This is a genomic window from Paenibacillus sp. FSL H7-0918 (assembly GCF_038007025.1).
Classification (GTDB): domain Bacteria; phylum Bacillota; class Bacilli; order Paenibacillales; family Paenibacillaceae; genus Paenibacillus_AQ; species Paenibacillus_AQ odorifer.
Window position 1 is genome coordinate 185,910 of the sequence record NZ_JBBOWJ010000004.1, and the last position, 16,045, is coordinate 201,954.

13 protein-coding genes are annotated in these 16,045 nt (G+C 43.7%); 5 read left to right on the forward strand and 8 right to left on the reverse strand.

Translation table 11 applies throughout. The annotated features are described in order from the left end of the window. Nucleotides 1-203 precede the first annotated feature (203 nt). Complete coding sequence (locus MHI15_RS25880; RefSeq protein WP_076130357.1) at nucleotides 204-704, reverse strand: GNAT family N-acetyltransferase; 501 nt, start codon at nucleotides 702-704, stop codon at nucleotides 204-206. A 381-nt stretch (nucleotides 705-1,085) separates the two neighbouring features. Here MHI15_RS25880 and MHI15_RS25885 point away from each other — a divergent pair, with 381 nt between their 5' ends. Both MHI15_RS25885 and MHI15_RS25890 read left to right on the forward strand, forming a co-directional pair. Then, nucleotides 1,086-1,994: an alpha/beta fold hydrolase gene (locus MHI15_RS25885; RefSeq protein ID WP_341165048.1), complete on the forward strand. Its 909-nt coding sequence runs from the start codon at nucleotides 1,086-1,088 to the stop codon at nucleotides 1,992-1,994. A 134-nt stretch (nucleotides 1,995-2,128) separates the two neighbouring features. After that, nucleotides 2,129-2,887: a sugar phosphate isomerase/epimerase family protein gene (locus tag MHI15_RS25890; RefSeq protein ID WP_341165140.1), complete on the forward strand. Its 759-nt coding sequence runs from the start codon at nucleotides 2,129-2,131 to the stop codon at nucleotides 2,885-2,887. A 63-nt stretch (nucleotides 2,888-2,950) separates the two neighbouring features. Here MHI15_RS25890 and MHI15_RS25895 read toward each other — a convergent pair whose 3' ends face one another. Then, nucleotides 2,951-3,460 carry a DinB family protein gene (locus MHI15_RS25895; RefSeq protein WP_339247936.1) on the reverse strand — a complete coding sequence of 170 codons (510 nt, stop codon included), beginning with the start codon at nucleotides 3,458-3,460 and terminating at the stop codon, nucleotides 2,951-2,953. Between the two features lie 141 nt (nucleotides 3,461-3,601). Here MHI15_RS25895 and MHI15_RS25900 point away from each other — a divergent pair, with 141 nt between their 5' ends. Both MHI15_RS25900 and MHI15_RS25905 read left to right on the forward strand, forming a co-directional pair. Further along, nucleotides 3,602-4,630, forward strand: coding sequence for a glycosyltransferase family 4 protein (locus tag MHI15_RS25900; RefSeq protein WP_341165049.1), 1,029 nt, complete (start codon nucleotides 3,602-3,604; stop codon nucleotides 4,628-4,630). A 157-nt stretch (nucleotides 4,631-4,787) separates the two neighbouring features. Continuing rightward, entirely contained in the window at nucleotides 4,788-5,756 is a 969-nt protein-coding gene (locus tag MHI15_RS25905; RefSeq protein ID WP_076130361.1) for a glycoside hydrolase family 43 protein, read from the forward strand. A gap of 73 nt (nucleotides 5,757-5,829) precedes the next feature. On the opposite strand, the gene MHI15_RS25910 is transcribed toward MHI15_RS25905, so the two are convergent. Further along, on the reverse strand, nucleotides 5,830-6,624 hold the full coding sequence (locus MHI15_RS25910; RefSeq protein ID WP_076130362.1) for an AraC family transcriptional regulator: 795 nt from the start codon (nucleotides 6,622-6,624) through the stop codon (nucleotides 5,830-5,832). A 133-nt stretch (nucleotides 6,625-6,757) separates the two neighbouring features. On the opposite strand from MHI15_RS25910, the gene MHI15_RS25915 reads away from it, so the two are divergent. Further along, the gene (locus MHI15_RS25915; RefSeq protein WP_076309124.1) at nucleotides 6,758-8,101 is read left to right on the forward strand and encodes a glycoside hydrolase family 30 protein; all 1,344 of its coding nucleotides are present in this window, start codon (nucleotides 6,758-6,760) and stop codon (nucleotides 8,099-8,101) included. An 89-nt stretch (nucleotides 8,102-8,190) separates the two neighbouring features. Here the strand turns inward: MHI15_RS25915 and MHI15_RS25920 are convergent, their stop codons facing one another. From MHI15_RS25920 to MHI15_RS25940, 5 genes are all read right to left on the reverse strand, one after another. Then, nucleotides 8,191-10,596: a glycoside hydrolase family 31 protein gene (locus MHI15_RS25920; RefSeq protein WP_341165050.1), complete on the reverse strand. Its 2,406-nt coding sequence runs from the start codon at nucleotides 10,594-10,596 to the stop codon at nucleotides 8,191-8,193. A 34-nt stretch (nucleotides 10,597-10,630) separates the two neighbouring features. Then, nucleotides 10,631-12,235 carry an extracellular solute-binding protein gene (locus MHI15_RS25925; protein WP_341165051.1) on the reverse strand — a complete coding sequence of 535 codons (1,605 nt, stop codon included), beginning with the start codon at nucleotides 12,233-12,235 and terminating at the stop codon, nucleotides 10,631-10,633. Nucleotides 12,236-12,283: 48 nt separating this feature from the next. After that, a complete protein-coding gene (locus MHI15_RS25930) occupies nucleotides 12,284-13,207 on the reverse strand; it encodes a carbohydrate ABC transporter permease (RefSeq protein WP_076130365.1) in 924 nt (307 codons plus the stop codon). Between the two features lie 17 nt (nucleotides 13,208-13,224). After that, complete coding sequence (locus MHI15_RS25935; RefSeq protein WP_076130366.1) at nucleotides 13,225-14,148, reverse strand: ABC transporter permease; 924 nt, start codon at nucleotides 14,146-14,148, stop codon at nucleotides 13,225-13,227. Nucleotides 14,149-14,230: 82 nt separating this feature from the next. Then, nucleotides 14,231-15,835, reverse strand: a complete 1,605-nt coding sequence (locus MHI15_RS25940; protein WP_076186969.1) for an extracellular solute-binding protein — start codon at nucleotides 15,833-15,835, stop codon at nucleotides 14,231-14,233. Between the last annotated feature and the right edge of the window lie 210 nt (nucleotides 15,836-16,045).

Consider the following 16,045-nt stretch of genomic DNA (forward strand, 5'->3'; position numbering starts at 1 on the left):
CCGTTTTTGAATGTTTGTTTTTTTGTTTATTTTTGTTTGTTTTGATTTTAAACTATTTGTTTGTGTTTGAATAGAGCGCTTTCAACAAAATTTTAAATTTTTTCACATTTTAGACGAATCTCCATTGGATGAACTACAATAACATCGCGAATAACAAAAAAGAGCTGCCTCTTGGCAACTCCTCCCCTATTTTTCACACCAGCTTAAAGGGTGATCCAGTAGTTACATTTTTCATTCTCAATGCCATGTAGTATTCCTTTGTTCGCTTCAATAACCTTTCTCGAAGATATATTATCCGGCTCACAAGTCAGCATGACCTTATCAATCCCCATGTCCGCAGCTTTTTTTAACAGCTCTGCCAAAAAAATCGTACCATAACCCTTTCCTCTTTCACTGGGTCTGATACTATAACCGATGTGTCCACCGGACTTCCTCAATTGATCATTTAAGGAATGTCTTAGTTTTCCGACACCAACAGGATAAGCGTCAATCAGTAGCCAGTAGTTGGTTTGTGCTACATACTGTGGCGGAAGATTATCACCTTGTGAAAGTGCTATCCGATCCCGGATGAAATCAGGAAATTGACTGTAAGCCAGATCAAATCCGTTATTGACGAATCCATTCTCCCCCGGACCTATCTCCACAATCAGCTCAAAAATATCGCGTCCATCTGAAACACTAGCTTCCTTTAGCTCAACGAGCATAATCATCCCCACCTAGAACGTTATTAATAACTTCCCTAGCAAAATTTACCGCAAAAGAGACCGGCATGCATTATTTAATTGCACATTCTACAACTAAAATGAACTTCAATGCTCACGCCTAATGTGTTAAGTGTACTTTGTGCAATTAAATTCGCCCAATTTAGCTGAATCAGCTAAATACGAGAGAAATAGTTGTACGAAGTACATCTATTTCACCGTAGTGAGAGTAAAGTAGCAATTTAGTTGTATGAAATACACTTATCTGGTCTGCACCCCTCTTTTCACAGGAATGTTCCTATTGCGCGCTCCTCCTTCCCCACTCTCGTAGTATACTTATTGGAATAAGATACAGATGTTGTATTTTCACTAAGGAGGTTTGTGATGGTAAATAGCTTTAAAAATGCCAAGGTGCAAGAACGAGTGTGGCAATCCTACCAACAGCTAGTTGATCAGTGGCCTATTCCTCTTGAAGAGCTCGATCTCCCAACCACATATGGGCTGACGCATTGTATCCTTACCGGGCAAAAGAGTAATCCCCCTTTATTTCTGTTTCATGGCGTTGGTGACAACTCGGCGGTCATGTGGCTCCTTAACATCGAGGAATTATCGCGGCATTTTTACTGCGTTGCTATTGATACTCTGGGCGGACCCGGAAAAAGTATTCCTAATGCGCACTTTAATAAACAAAAGTTTGAGCAGGTGGAATGGATTAATGAAATAGCCAAACATGTGAGCATAGACATCTTTAATATTGCAGGGGTGTCAAATGGAGCCTATATTGCTTTTAATTATGCAACCAAGCAACCGGACAAAGTGAACCGTGTGATTTGTTTGGAAGGCGGAATGGTCACCACACCCATCAAAGCCATGCTGCAAACGCTAATGATGATGTTCCCAGAGATTCTGATTCCCACGGATCGCAATTTACTGAAAGTGCTGAAGAAGTTAAGTGCGCCTGACTCCCCTTTATTTGACAATCACCCAGAAGTAGCTGCTCATCTAATTCTTTTAATGCGAGCTCATAATCAGCAAGCTATGTTTGTTCATAAGCTTCAAAAATACGATAAAAACGCCGCAGTTGCCGTCAGAGATAAGCTTTATTTTTTAGTAGGAGAACACGCGTTAAAACAATCAAAGGACTTCATAGATATTTTAGAGGATGAAAAGTTTCATTACCAAGTAATCCCCCGTGCGGGACACGGCATTAATCATGAGCAACCGGATAGAGTCAACACTGAAATCATCAATTTCCTGACCCGCGATAATGATAAATCACTTGCATCCTTATGAAAGCGTTACTATTATGAAGGTTATTACTCATTACTCTATTAAAGGAGAGGTTACTCATCAGATACGGAACTCTGGCCCACACATTTGGCTGCCTGCCGCTCAAGTCGTTAACTTCAACCCTTCAGAATTATGATATCGATTTTGTTCAGCTTGCATTATCCAAAGCCATTCAGGACATCGACACTTCTACCGGTAAACTAAGTCCAGGTCTTGCCAGCTATATTGGCGAACAATTTGACAAAGCAGGAATACGTATCGGTGTTTTGGGCTGTTACATCAACCCTGTTCATCCGGATCCTGTCATCCGGAGAGCTGAGATCAATCGTTTTAAAGAGCATCTTCGTTATGCCCGCCAATTCGGCGCACCTATGGTGGCAACAGAAACAGGTGCGCTGACTACTTTTCAAGCACAAGATCCGGTCCATTACGAAGCTATCGGCTGGGATACGTTAAGGGCAACTGTAGAAGAACTTGCAGAGGAAGCTGAAAAATGGGGCGTTTTTCTAGGACTAGAAGGGGTCTGCACACATACACTTTCTACACCAGACAAGATGCGCCGCATCTTAGATGAAGTCCCATCAAGCTGTATAGGTGTTGTATTGGACCCTTGTAATTTTATTGGCACGGCTGCGCATTTGCAGGATCAAATTGTCGATGATTCCTTCAGATTATTCGGCGACCGTATCATTCTGGCGCATTTAAAAGATATCTATCAAGATGGTGAAAAAGCATACCACGGAAAAGCAGGCAGCGGAGTATTCCATACCGAGGCTTTCCTGCGCAAACTCCAAGAATATAAGCCAATGATCGATGTGTCATTAGAAGATATCAAGGATCTGGAGGTTAATGAAACCGTTGCTTTACTGAAGAAGCTTGCACCTATAACACAATAAAAATCCATTTCTGAGGATAGGTGTTAGCAGCAGCTGCGCATCTATCCCCAGCTTTATCTATGCTCAAAAATAATGCTTCCAGTTATTGAGCAGATGATCATCCTCTTTCTGCAGCAATTTAGAGGCATATACGATTTGACCTGTATGATAGGAATAATGCTCTGCCGCTCCGATCATAATCTTTTGAATACTCCAAGTATAATTCTCCATTCCAGCCCCCTCAGGGAAACTAATGGTGACCTCCCGTTCTAGATCAGCCTTCGTCAAATTGCCCACCACCGAACGGCTTTCTTCCCTGACCTTTAGCATATACTGCAATAATTCCTGTGATGAATAACCGCCTCTGGTCAAAAATTCATTAGGTCTATCTCTTTCTATTAGCTTATTGCCGATTCCGCTGACCAGATGCTGATATTCGCTGCCCGCAATATGCAGGCATAGGTTACCAATGGCATTCATTTTTGACTTTGGACGAAACCAGATCTCTTCGGTCGTTAGCTTATTTACAGCTTGCTCCACATACCCCAAGGATTGATCGAGCCTTCTCATACATTCGATAATGATTTCACTCATACTAACCCCTCTTCCTTCTACTTCTCTTTATAAACTTGATAAATGGTACTTTTCTATAGGAGCTGAATAAAATAAAAAAAGGAACGATTGAATCATATTTTTTCATATTATAGCTCTAACTTGGAAGGGACGGGATTATCAATGCGATTCACATTCCCTATTCTGACCTTATCTCATGGCGGAGCACAACGTATGCTAGTAGAGCTCACCAATGGGCTGACAGACTTGGGTCATCAGGTCAATCTCCTTTTGCCTGTGGATGGCGCTATTTCTTATGATGTGCGCGCAAACGTAATCCGCTCCTCACATATGAATATTCACGAGCATGACTTTCCTCCCGGAGACGTCATTGTTTCTAATTATTTTACAACTGTCCCCATCGCCCAAGCAGCAAGCCAACAAGGAAAAGGGGTTCATGTACGTTTATCTTTATGTTATGAGCCACCTTTTTTACCGGATAACGGACGCTCCTTCCCCTCCTATCACATCACTGAGCATCTAATCGTTTTATCACGTTGGCAGCAGGAGCTGATCCGTTTAAATCATGGCATCACCGGCAGTATCGTGCCCATTGGCATTAGCTCCTCTTTTAAAAATATGAATATCCGTCACAGTCTTCAAGAGCCTTTAAACATAACAGCTATATTAAGAAAAACAGAACGAGGTTTCTCCTGGCACCGTGAGCAAGATTATCTTATAGAACAGCTGGATTACGTAAAAAGCCAATATCCCGATGTAAATATTAACTTCATCAGTCCGCCTGACGAGTTCAACACCTCAGAAATTCTCCAAAGAATGAAAGCTACTGGAAAATATCGGTTCTTTACGCCAGCAAATGATGAGGAGCTCTGCTATCACTATAACGGTGCGGATATTTTTGTTAGCTCAAGTATTTTTGATACAGGCTCTTTACCGGGACTTGAGGCCATGCGTTGTGGAGCAGCGTTAGTCTGTGTATATTCGGGTGGGAATATGGAATACGCCCATCACAAGAAAAACTGTTTGCTCTCTTATCGATATGAGAACCGGCTCGGTGAAGATGTCATCCGCTTAATACGTGATCCCAACTTAAGAACTAAATTAGCGGTGCAGGGGGAAAGATATTCGCGCAAATGGACTTGGGAAAATAGTGTCAGATTATTTGAACAAGCGATCACAGATTTATTATAAAAATATAAAAAAGCAAGTCTCCGGTGGCCGAGATTTGCTTTTTTATTGATCCAAAAGAATCATTGACTAGAGAAATAATACAAGATATTATGTAAGCGTTATCAATTGCAAAATAATGAAACACTTTAGGGAAATCTAAACTAAAAGGAGAAGGAATATGGCGAAAAAAGGTAGGCAAGGTTATCGGTTGTTATTGTTGTCTTTTTTAATGCTTTTTACAACTGTTTTTTCAGCAGGATCGCAAGCTTATGCAGCAACCTGGAATCTGACTGGAGATACCAATGTACACGACCCTTCATATATCAAAGAGGGAAACACACATTGGGTATTCAGCACGGGATCAGGTCTCCAAGTGATGTTTTCAAACGATGGAACGAACTATATTCGCTCCCTCCCGATTTATAACTCGAAACCCTCCTGGTGGAGCTCTTACGTTCCCAATCAAGAAGGGCTAGATGTATGGGCTCCAGAAATTTTCTACTATAACGGTACCTATTACCTCTATTATTCTATCTCCACATTCGGCTCAAGAGTGTCTGCTATTGGTTTAGTAACTACTAAATCGATCTCCGGGGGAAAATGGACGGACCAAGGTGTCGTTATCTCGTCAAATGACGCCTCCAATTATAACGCCATTGATCCTAACATTACGGCAGATGCTAACGGAAACCTATGGATGACCTTCGGTTCCTGGAGCAACGGGATTTACATTACCTCCATCAACAAAACAACCATGAAGCCAACGGGCAACTCCTATCGCATTGCCACTAAATCCGGGGGGATTGAAGGCTCCAGCATGGTTTACAATCCAAATACCGGATATTATTATCTATTCGTATCCATTGGCCAATGCTGCTCAGGCGTAAACAGCACCTATAAAATTGCAGTGGGACGCTCAACCAGCGTACTGGGTCCTTTCTATGCAAAGGACGGTACTGATATGAAAAATGGCGGGGCTACGGTCATCGATAGCGGCAACAGTTTTTGGGCGGGTCCTGGTGGACAGGATATATACGGAACCAACGTTATCGTCCGCCATGCTTACAGTGTCGCCGAGAATGGTGCACCCAAATTGTTAATCAGTGATCTCGAATGGGATTCAGCTGGCTGGCCTTACTATAATTAACGTCTAATCGAGGAGTTGCCCCTAAGCCCTATTCTGTGATTTATGGGGCAGCTTCTTTTTACTGCTAAACCTTCTACTCTCTCTTTCGATAAATACCTGGCGAGACACCATAACGCTCCCGAAACACCCTGTGAAAATAGGTATAACTTCCAAACCCCGTCTCCTCTGCTATACGCTCTAAGGTGTAATTGGTATTGTCCATTAATCTCAGTGCCATCGCAAGCCGGATTTGCCCCGCATATTGCATAATAGAATAACCGAATTGGATTTTGAATACATGCACGGCCCTTGTCACACTAATTCCAGCATGAGCGGCTACGTCCTTTAGTCTGATCTCTGAAGTAGCATGCTCCTCCACATAACTCTTCATCTTAAGTCCGTGTAGAAGTGAAGCCGAAGATGATGCAGGTGCCTCTTCCATAGCCCGATCTAACAGCAAACATAAAGCTTTAAATAGCGCTTCTAGTATTTCAGGGCTACCCCCGTCTAGTCTTCTATTCTCCAGATCAAGCTGTTGCCATATACTTTGCAGCTTACCATCATCCGCAATTCTAACCTTTTTGGGTCGCTCACGCAGGTTCCACCAGTGGTCCACCCATTCCCCTGTACACATTACAAAATAGTCCACACTATGTCCCAGAGGACTTTTCTTTTCACCGATTCTCAGATCATATATATCATAGGGCTTAAATAATAGTAGATCCCCAGGTACTACGGTAGTCATTTCTCCATCAATGAGGACTTCACATTCCCCTTCGGCTTGCAGCCTGATGATATAGGTATCCAACCCACTGCGATATAGTTGCCGAAAAGGCTGAGTATGGCGGATAAATCCACACAAACTAATTTGAACGCTGTTTGTTTCCATCGCATTTTCTCCTCTTTCCATAATAATCAATGACCAGATTGTTGAGGTTCTTAGCCATATAGTTTCTTCAAAGTGCAGTGAATCTCCTTCTATAATAAAGACAGAATTCATATGTAGGAGGTTATCAACCATTATGAGTAAAACTATTCGCGTCATTCAAACCGCTAAAGAAACCATGGATCGTTTAACAGAAAAGGACCCTCTGATTTTCCTTCCCGATACGTCAGGAGTCGAATCAGAGCTAATCAATATCTATGATGATCTGGAGTATCAAGAAATTGAAGGCTTTGGTGGAGCCCTTACGGAGTCCTCTGCCGTTACTATCGCTAAACTTAGTGAAGCTAAACAAAAAGAAATCATTGACGCTTATTTTCATCCTGAGCACGGCATCGGATACACCCTTTGCCGCTCACACATCCAAAGTTGCGACTTCTCACTGGGCAACTATGCTTATGTAGAGGAAGGCGATGCGGAGCTACGTTCATTCGATATTTCCAGAGATCACGAATCAATTATCCCCCTCATAAAAAATGCTGCCGCAGCAGTAGGTGAAGATTTTCGTCTGTTCTCTTCCCCATGGAGTCCTCCAGCGTTCATGAAGACAAACGGGCAAATGAACGGAGGCGGAGCTCTTAAGCCTGAATATCGTGAGGCTTGGGCTAACATGTTCGTTAAATATATTGAGGCGTACGCTGCAGAAGGGATTGATATCTGGGCTGTCAGTGTTCAGAATGAAGCCAAAGCTGTACAAAGATGGGATTCCTGCCTGTATACCGCTGAAGAAGAAAAGGATTTTGTGCGTGACTACTTGGGACCTGCTCTGGAACAAGCGGGCTTGGGCCATGTAAAAGTTATGATCTGGGATCATAACAAAGAACGGGTATATGACCGTGCTAAGGTTGCTTTTGAAGATCAAGCAGCGTCCAAATACATATGGGGAATTTGCTTCCACTGGTATTCCGGTGATCACTTCGAAGCCCTCTCTGCTGTACATGATCGTTTCCCAGATAAAAAGCTGTTCTTCAGCGAAGGCTGCCAAGAAGGTGGCGTTCATCTCGGCTCATGGAACACCGGTGAACGTTACGGACATGATATCATTGGCAATCTGAACAACTGGATGTCGAGCTGGACAGACTGGAACATTGTCTTGGATGAGCAAGGTGGACCTAATCATGTAGGAAATTACTGTGACGCTCCAATTATCGGAGATACCAAAAACGATGAAATTACTTTTGAGAGCTCTTTCTATTACATCGGGCACTTCAGTAAATATATTCGTCCGGGTGCTAAACGCATTGGTTTCTCCAAATATACAGATAAGCTTGAAACAACAGCTTTCCGCAACCCTGATGGCACTATTGCTGTTATCGTTATGAATCGCACAGAGCAAGAGCTTCCATTCACCCTGCGCTTCCATGACGAACTGGCTGAGAACATGATTCCGGCTCATGCCATTCAAACCCTGCTAATTAAGTAGCAGCGGTTCATTCCTAATAAAAAAAAGGTTCTCTTTATGCCAGCGCACAGAGAGAACCTCCTTTTTTATTAAATTCAATGAAATAGTGCTTAAAGTCTTGCCGACAGTATTTCGCATAACGCTCCATACAGTGTATGTTCAAGATCCAACGAGGCAAGAGAAGCCAGGGCTGCCATCGGCGTTACTGCTGCTTTGACTACATGGTAAATTTGTTCTTTCAATTGGAAAAGAAATTGCGCACGGTTCAGAAGGCTGAACACCTCATCATCTACCGAATTCACCGCAATCCGGGCATCTGTGAACGTTACCTCCAATGAATGCTCTACCGCTTGATCCGAAATCATGATCGTAAGCGTATGTGTAGCCTCATCATAGTCCATGTTTGCTTCGATTTCTGTGCCGCCAGCGAATACCTGTACCTTCGTATCAGCAAAACCAACAAAGGACAGCTTCCACGATCTCCGCTCAGGCACAACCTTTGTATTTCCCTTAGCAGAGAGGATCTTGAAGCTCGCTCTATCCCCCATTTCCAGGATCATTTCTGTATCACACCATTGATCGTCCTGATCCTCCGCAGTATCGCCCTCATCCTCCCAAAGATGAAAATGACCCCTTCCTCCCGCAAATACACGGACCTCCATATGCTTCGGATTATCCACTGAAGAGGTAAATTGCGTCAGATCTGCCATAGGCACAATAGCACCCGCTTTAGCTAATACAGGGATATTCTCAAGATTGCGATAAAGAGAAAGCTTTCTGCCACCGTCGTACACTCTTCCGTTAAAAAAATCTATCCAAATCCCTTCAGGTAACCAAGCCTTAAACTCGGCAACGCCTACCTTTGGGTTGACCGGCTGTGTAATCGGACAGGCAATAAGTTCCGTTCCGAAATAATATTCATTGGGCACTTCATAGGCTTCATTCGACAACGCATGATGATAATACATCGGTCGGATTAACGGAAGACTATCGCGGCTGGCGTAGCGATTCATGGTGTACAGATAGGGAAGTAAACTATGCCGCAAGCGCAGGCAATCCTTCATCACATCTTCCGCAATCTTATTGAATCGCCATGGCTCCTTGCTGTTAAAGGCACTAGCAGAACTATGTAACCGCAGAATAGGTGAAAACACACCGAATTGCACCCAGCGCATTGCCAACTCATCGTCTAAATAACCATTCATATGGCCCCCGATATCATGGCTCCACCAACCATATCCCACGTTGGCGGCGTTGGCTGTGAAGTATGGCTGGAAATCCAGCGACTCCCAAGTGACAATGGTATCTCCAGAGAAGCCCACAGGATAACGATGGCTGCCAAGACCTGCATAACGGGAAAAAGTAATCTGCCGGTTGCCGCGCCGGCCGCTATCCAGATAGTGATAATGGTTCAGCATCCAAAGCGGATCTAGTCCCGGTACTTTAGTCACTCCACCCTGCTGCCAATCAATCCACCAGAAGTCCACACCTTCATCCTCTAGCGGATGATGCAGAAACTTAAAGTATGCCCGCAAAAAATTCGGATCCGTAATATCAAATTCCACAGCATCCCCTTTTTCCGGGTCCATCCCCATCTCCGCAGCAATGGCCAGATAAGGATCTTCAAACGCCCGTACACCGTCTGCTGGATGTACGTTGAGCGTTACTCGAAGACCTTTTTCATGCAGCCATGCCAAAAATCTTTGAGGCTCCGGAAACAGTTCCCGGTTCCAGGTATAACCCGTCCAGCCACTGCCATACTGCGGATCAATATCGACGAGATGCCAATCCATATCTATAACAGCGACGGAGAACGGAATTCGCTCGAGCTCAAACCGCTCCATTAACGCTTTGTATTCTTCTTCTGAATATCGGTAATAACGGCTCCACCAGTTGCCAAGGGCATAACGTGGCAATAGGGGCGTACGACCGCAAAGGTGATAGAAATCCTTCAAGCAGTGCAAATAATCATGACCGTATCCAAAAAAATAAACATCGAGGCCAGCCAACGCCCGTAGCTCGACCCGTCCATCCTCTTCCAGTACTAGGGAGGTGCTATCATCAACTAACGTATACCCCGCACGTGAAAGTAGTCCGTACTCCAGCGGAATGGCACCATCTGCATTATCCAGTGTACGTGCTGTTCCTCCCAAATCTTGGACTGTATCTCCATAATTCCAGACACTCATTAGGTGACCCGCTTCGTTTCTCACCCGAACATTGAGACCATGCCGGGAGAAAGGCTGCTTGTCATAAGTTAAATGCAGGCGCTCCGTAATCAACTCAAGTTTATTCCCCAGATCCATTACGCGGAACTCTGGAACCGGGAAATTGCGATTCACAACGGTCTGCGACGCCCGATCTTCGAAAAAACCTTCCTCACTATATTCCATCCGGATAAGCTCCGGAGTTAAGACAGTGAACCGATAGCACTCCCCCTGAATAATCGCGTCAGCATTACTGCCTGGTTCAGAATGCAGCTTTAATTGGGCCGCCAAAGGGGTTGGCTCTTTCATTATATTTCCCATCAAGTAAAAACCTCATTTCTTGTTATTCAACGCCCATATAACGGCTGAAAGCATCTGTCCGAATTTTCACCATCTTTTCGAGGCCCATCCCCCGTAGCTGCTTCACATAGTCATCCCACTGCTCGTCAATATCACCTGAGATTATAAATTGAGCACGCATTGTATTGACGTAACTATCAATATCGGTGGTCAAGGTCGGTAGCTCCTGAAACTCTTCTGCAGTGTACATTACGTTGGGGAAAGGTGGTGTTGTATAGTTACTTCCCAGCTTATCGAGTTGTAGCTTCAGTCCATCTCCGGTTTTAGGATTTAGAAAGATGGTCTTTTCAAAAGCTGGGCTTACATATTTCGGCCCAAAATCCCGGAGTGACTGTTCCCAATACCAAGCATCCGCACTGGTGCCGGTTGGAGGGTCCATCAATGTATACGTACCGTTGTCATTTTTCTTAATCACCGTTCCAATGGCACCCCAGAAATTCTGAATGCTGGCTTCATTGGTATAGAACTGATCCGCCCAGCGTGCTGCAATTTCTGGATACTTGCAGGATGTGGTGATCAACAGCTCGTTGCGTTCCAGATTCATCCCATACGGGTTCCCAACGGTGTAGCGCTTCCCGTCTGGTCCAGCAATTGGCGGAATGGTCACATATTGATCACTCCATTTGCCAAACATAGCGTCCGGCGTCCACTGATAAGAGAAGCCTACGATTGGAGCATCCGGATTTAGAAACTTTGCCGATCTCATCGTTTCGTCTTGAGTGAATGCTTCTTTATCAAGTAATCCGTCTTTAAACAATTTGCTCTCCCATTTGAGCCCTTCTTTGTATTCCTCTGAAATCGGGTAATAAACCGCATTTCCGTCCTTGACCACCATGAAGTTATTATTCAAATCTGCAATTCCGAAGGGACTGATTAGATCATTACTTAATTCGATAAAAGGAATCTCATCCTGTTTTCCGTTTCCATTCGGATCTTGTTCTTTGAATGCTTTTAGCACGTTATAAAGATCGTCTATCGTATCCGGTACCTTCAAACCCAATTTGTCCAGCCAGGTTTTATTAATCACAGGCTGACGTGAGCTTTTAGGACGTGAGGGTAATCTTGCAGGCAGCGAGTAGATTTTCCCGTCAGGAAAGGTGCTGATTTTTTTCATTTCCGGTGTTTCTTCCATAGCTGCTTTGAGATTAGGCATGTTTTGCTCAATATAATCATCTAGCGGCCGAAATAAGCTTAAATTATTGACGATATCCGCATCTCCAAAGGTCTGACTCCCTAAAATGATATCTGGAAGTGTGCCGCTGGCCAGCATAATAGACTTCCGTTCACTCCAATCATTGGAGGACATCACCTGCCACTCGATTTTGACATTCGTGTTCTTCTCCAAATCCTTGAGCCATTGATTCTCGGTAAAAGAATCTCCCATGCTTACCCACCGGACAGTGAGTACTTTCAGCGTCACAGGCTTATCCACTATCGGCAATCCTTCTTTGTTAAATCCGCCCGGCTCAGGTTCAACAGAATTAACCCCATTGCTCCCTTTACAGGCAGTAAGGCTAGCAAGCAACGTTGTCACTAATAGAATGACGGTGATTGTTCTATATATCCTGTTTTTTTGTTGCTTTTTCATAACGTTCTTGCTCCTTACGAATGAATGTTAGTAGAATAGCCGAATGTACTATTCCTTCACTGCGCCGATCATTACCCCTTGGTTAAAGTATTTTTGTACAAAGGGGTACACACACATAATCGGAACCGTTGCCACGATAATAACAGAATACCGCATCATATTAGCGAGTCGTAGTGCGATTTGCGCAGCTTCCCCGGTTCCCATCCCCGATTGCATCTGATTGGTGATCAGAATATTTCGCAGAATCAGCTGCAAAGGATACATATTAGGATTTTTCAAATAGATCAAGGCATTAAAATATGAATTCCAGTAACCAACGGCGATCCATAGACCCAGCACGGCAATAATCGCCTTCGATAGTGGCAAAACGATCTGTACAAAATATCGAAGATTTCCACAACCATCGATCTGTGCAGCTTCCCATAAATCTCCCGGAATACTCGACTGAAAAAAGGTGCGGGCAACGATAATGTTAAACACCCCAACGGAGAAAGGCAGTACCATCACCAGAAATGTGTCGTACAGATGGAAATCACGGATCGTTAGAAAAGTCGGAATTAACCCTCCATTAAAAAACATCGTAAAGATGAAAAACAGGGAAAGATATTTTCGTCCCACAAGATCCTTTCTGGACAACGCATAGGCCGCAGAAATATTTACAATTAAACCGATTGCCGTCCCTACCACCGTATACATGATGGTATTCCAGTAACCGATCCAAATATTTTCATGACGCAGCAGCTCTTTGTAACCATCGAAGGTGAACCCTTTAGGAAATAACCAAACCTGCCCCCCCGCCACCGCAGAAGGATCACTGAATGAAGCAATGACGATAAAATATAGCGGATAGATTAAGATAACTAGAAAAATTGCTGATATAACATACATCACTATTTCCATTATAGTATCCGAAGAACGATTCTTCTTTATTTTCCCCACATTCCCTTTAGTAACTGTCTCTAAACCTCCCATTTCAATGCTCCTCCCTTCTACCACAAGCTATTTTCGCTTAGTTTTTTAGAAATCTGATTGACCATGATCAATAAAATAAAATTAATAACGGTGTTAAACAGGTTGATCGCCGAGGAAAAGCTGTATTGACTGCTGAGCAAGCCAATTTTGTAGACATAAGTAGAAAGAATTTCGCTTGAAGTGATGTTCAAGTCATTTTGCATTAAGTACACTTTTTCAAACCCAACCCCAAGCAATCCACCGACCCGCAAAATAAGCAAGGTTATCGCTGTTGGCATCAGCATCGGAATATCAATATAACGAATTTTATGCATCCGGCTTGCTCCGTCTACGGTTGCCGCCTCGTACAAGCTAGGATCAACTGCGGAGAGCGCAGCGATAAAGATAATGCTGTCCCAGCCGACATGCTGCCACACATCTGACCAAACATACACACTGCTGAATAATCCAGCGGAGCCAATCAGATCAGGAGCCTCTTTTCCAAAAAGACTATATATATTGCCCAGCAGTCCGGTGCTAGGTGAGAACAAAATCATCATTAAACCCACCATTACTACTGTGGAGATAAAGTGCGGCATATAGGACACCGTCTGGAAAAAACGTCTGAACCGGTTAGGTCTCATCTGGTTAACCATCAGCGCCAGTATAATTGGAATCGGAAAGGTAATCAGACTGTATACACTGATGATCAATGTATTTTTAATCGTTGATGAAAATTGATAGGAATGAAAAAATTTCTCGAAGTACTTGAATCCAGCCCAAGGGCTGCCTCCAATTCCCAACGCCGGGCTATAATCCTTGAAAGCAATCAGCACCCCGTACATTGGCTTGTACGCGAATAATAGCGTCAGAACTACAGCAGGGAAAAGCAATAGATAGAGACCCCAATTTTGTTTGATTTGTCCGAATTTCCGCCCGAAATGAAGTGGACTAGATTTCATGACATCCCCTCCTTATTTAAAATAGAGAATGCTACCCCACAGCTATCCTGCAGGGCAGCACCTTTTTCGAAAGACGAATAGGTTATTTCACGTTCATATAACGGCTGTAAGCATCCGTGCGAATCTTAACTAACTTTTCAAGTCCCATTTTATTAAGCTTACTCACATAATCATCCCAGCCCTCGTCAATTCCGCCTTTGCTAATAAATTGCGCCCGCATAGTATTCACATAGCTGTCGATATCCGTAGTCAAGGTTGGCAGCTCCTCGAACTCCTCAGAAGTGTACATTACGTTAGGGAAAGGTGTGGTTACATATTCACTGCCCAGCTTATCCAGCTGCAGCTTCAGTCCATCTCCACTTTCAGGGTTCAGGACAATTTTCGATTCAAAGGATGGACTCACATATTTCGGTCCAAAATCACGTAGCGATTGATCCCAATACCAAGCATCTGCGCTGGTTCCAGCTGGTGGATCCATCAATGTATAAGTGCTATCATCGTTTTTCTTAATAACCGTTCCAATCGCACCCCAGAAATTCTGAATGCTCGCTTCGTCAGTATAGAACTGATCTGCCCAACGTGCAGCAACCTCAGGATATTTGCAGGATGTGGTGATCAGCAGCTCATTACGGTTAAGATTCATCCCAATCGGATTCCCGATCGTATAACGTTTACCATCTGGTCCGGCAATCGGTGGAATCGTCACATATTGATCGCTCCATTTTCCAAACACGGCGTCTGGAGTCCACTGGTACGTAAAGCCTACAATTGGAGCATCCGGATTCTGGAACTTAGCCGATCTCATCGTATCGTCCTGAGTGAATACCTCTTTATCTAGCAAGCCTTCCGCATACAATTTATTTTCCCATTTGAGACCTTCTTTGAACTCCTCCGAAATAGGGAAATATATCGCTTTTCCGTCCTTGATGATCATATTATTGTTATTCAAATCGGCAATTCCGAAAGGACTAATCAAGTCATTACCAATTTCAATAAAAGGAATCTCATCTTGTTTTCCATTCCCATTCGGATCTTGTTCTTTAAAAGCTTTGAGCACGTTATAAAGCTCATCAATCGTTTCAGGCACCTTCAAGCCCAATTTGTCCAGCCAGGTCTTGTTAATCACAGGCTGACGTGAGCTTTTTGGACGTGCAGGAAGTCTTGTTGGCAGGGAGTAGATTTTCCCGTCAGGAAATGTGCTGATTTTTTTCATTTCTGGGGTTTCTTCCATAGCTGCTTTGAGATTAGGCATATTTTGCTCGATATAATCATCAAGCGGCCGGAAAAAGCTCAGATTATTTACGATATCGGCATCCCCAAAGGTTTGATCTCCCAAAACGATATCCGGAAGCGTGCCACTTGCCAGCATAATCGACTTCTGCTCACCCCAGTCATTGGAGGACATTACTTGCCAATCGATTTTGACATTCGTATTTTTCTCCAGATCCTTCAGCCATTGGTTTTGCGTAAAGGTGTCCCCCATACTCCCCCAACGGACAGTCAGCACTTTAAGTGTCACAGGCTCATTCACAATCGGCAGGCCTTCTTTGTTATAGCTGCTCGTTTCATTTGTCGCTGCATTATTCCCGTTGTTACCGCCGCAGCCAGCAATTCCAAATACCATCGCAGCCGCCAGCAGACCCACAGTCCATTTCTTTGCAGTTTTTTTCTTACTGTGTTGACTCATCTCTTAATCCCCCATTTCAATTTATCAAAATGCATCTGAATAGCTTTATAATAACTTCTTATTTTTTCGTATTCCGGACACTTTAAGACGGTTATCCAGACCTTTGAATTCGCTTACAAAAAATACAAAAGCTAAATGCTCTACTTGGGGAGATTTAATAACAGTATCCCGACTTCTGTATGTGCTATCCGGACTTTGAGGGAAATCACT

Excerpts from the sequence above, each read along its gene's own strand:
- MHI15_RS25880 (WP_076130357.1), bottom strand. The coding sequence starts at position 704 with ATGCTCGTTGAGCTAAAGGAAGCTAGTGTTTCAGATGGACGCGATATT.
- MHI15_RS25885 (WP_341165048.1), top strand. The coding sequence starts at position 1,086 with ATGGTAAATAGCTTTAAAAATGCCAAGGTGCAAGAACGAGTGTGGCAA.
- MHI15_RS25895 (WP_339247936.1), bottom strand. The coding sequence starts at position 3,460 with ATGAGTGAAATCATTATCGAATGTATGAGAAGGCTCGATCAATCCTTG.
- MHI15_RS25900 (WP_341165049.1), top strand. The coding sequence starts at position 3,602 with ATGCGATTCACATTCCCTATTCTGACCTTATCTCATGGCGGAGCACAA.
- MHI15_RS25905 (WP_076130361.1), top strand. The coding sequence starts at position 4,788 with ATGGCGAAAAAAGGTAGGCAAGGTTATCGGTTGTTATTGTTGTCTTTT.
- MHI15_RS25910 (WP_076130362.1), bottom strand. The coding sequence starts at position 6,624 with ATGGAAACAAACAGCGTTCAAATTAGTTTGTGTGGATTTATCCGCCAT.
- MHI15_RS25915 (WP_076309124.1), top strand. The coding sequence starts at position 6,758 with ATGAGTAAAACTATTCGCGTCATTCAAACCGCTAAAGAAACCATGGAT.
- MHI15_RS25920 (WP_341165050.1), bottom strand. The coding sequence starts at position 10,596 with ATGAAAGAGCCAACCCCTTTGGCGGCCCAATTAAAGCTGCATTCTGAA.
- MHI15_RS25925 (WP_341165051.1), bottom strand. The coding sequence starts at position 12,235 with ATGAAAAAGCAACAAAAAAACAGGATATATAGAACAATCACCGTCATT.
- MHI15_RS25930 (WP_076130365.1), bottom strand. The coding sequence starts at position 13,207 with ATGGGAGGTTTAGAGACAGTTACTAAAGGGAATGTGGGGAAAATAAAG.
- MHI15_RS25935 (WP_076130366.1), bottom strand. The coding sequence starts at position 14,148 with ATGAAATCTAGTCCACTTCATTTCGGGCGGAAATTCGGACAAATCAAA.
- MHI15_RS25940 (WP_076186969.1), bottom strand. The coding sequence starts at position 15,835 with ATGAGTCAACACAGTAAGAAAAAAACTGCAAAGAAATGGACTGTGGGT.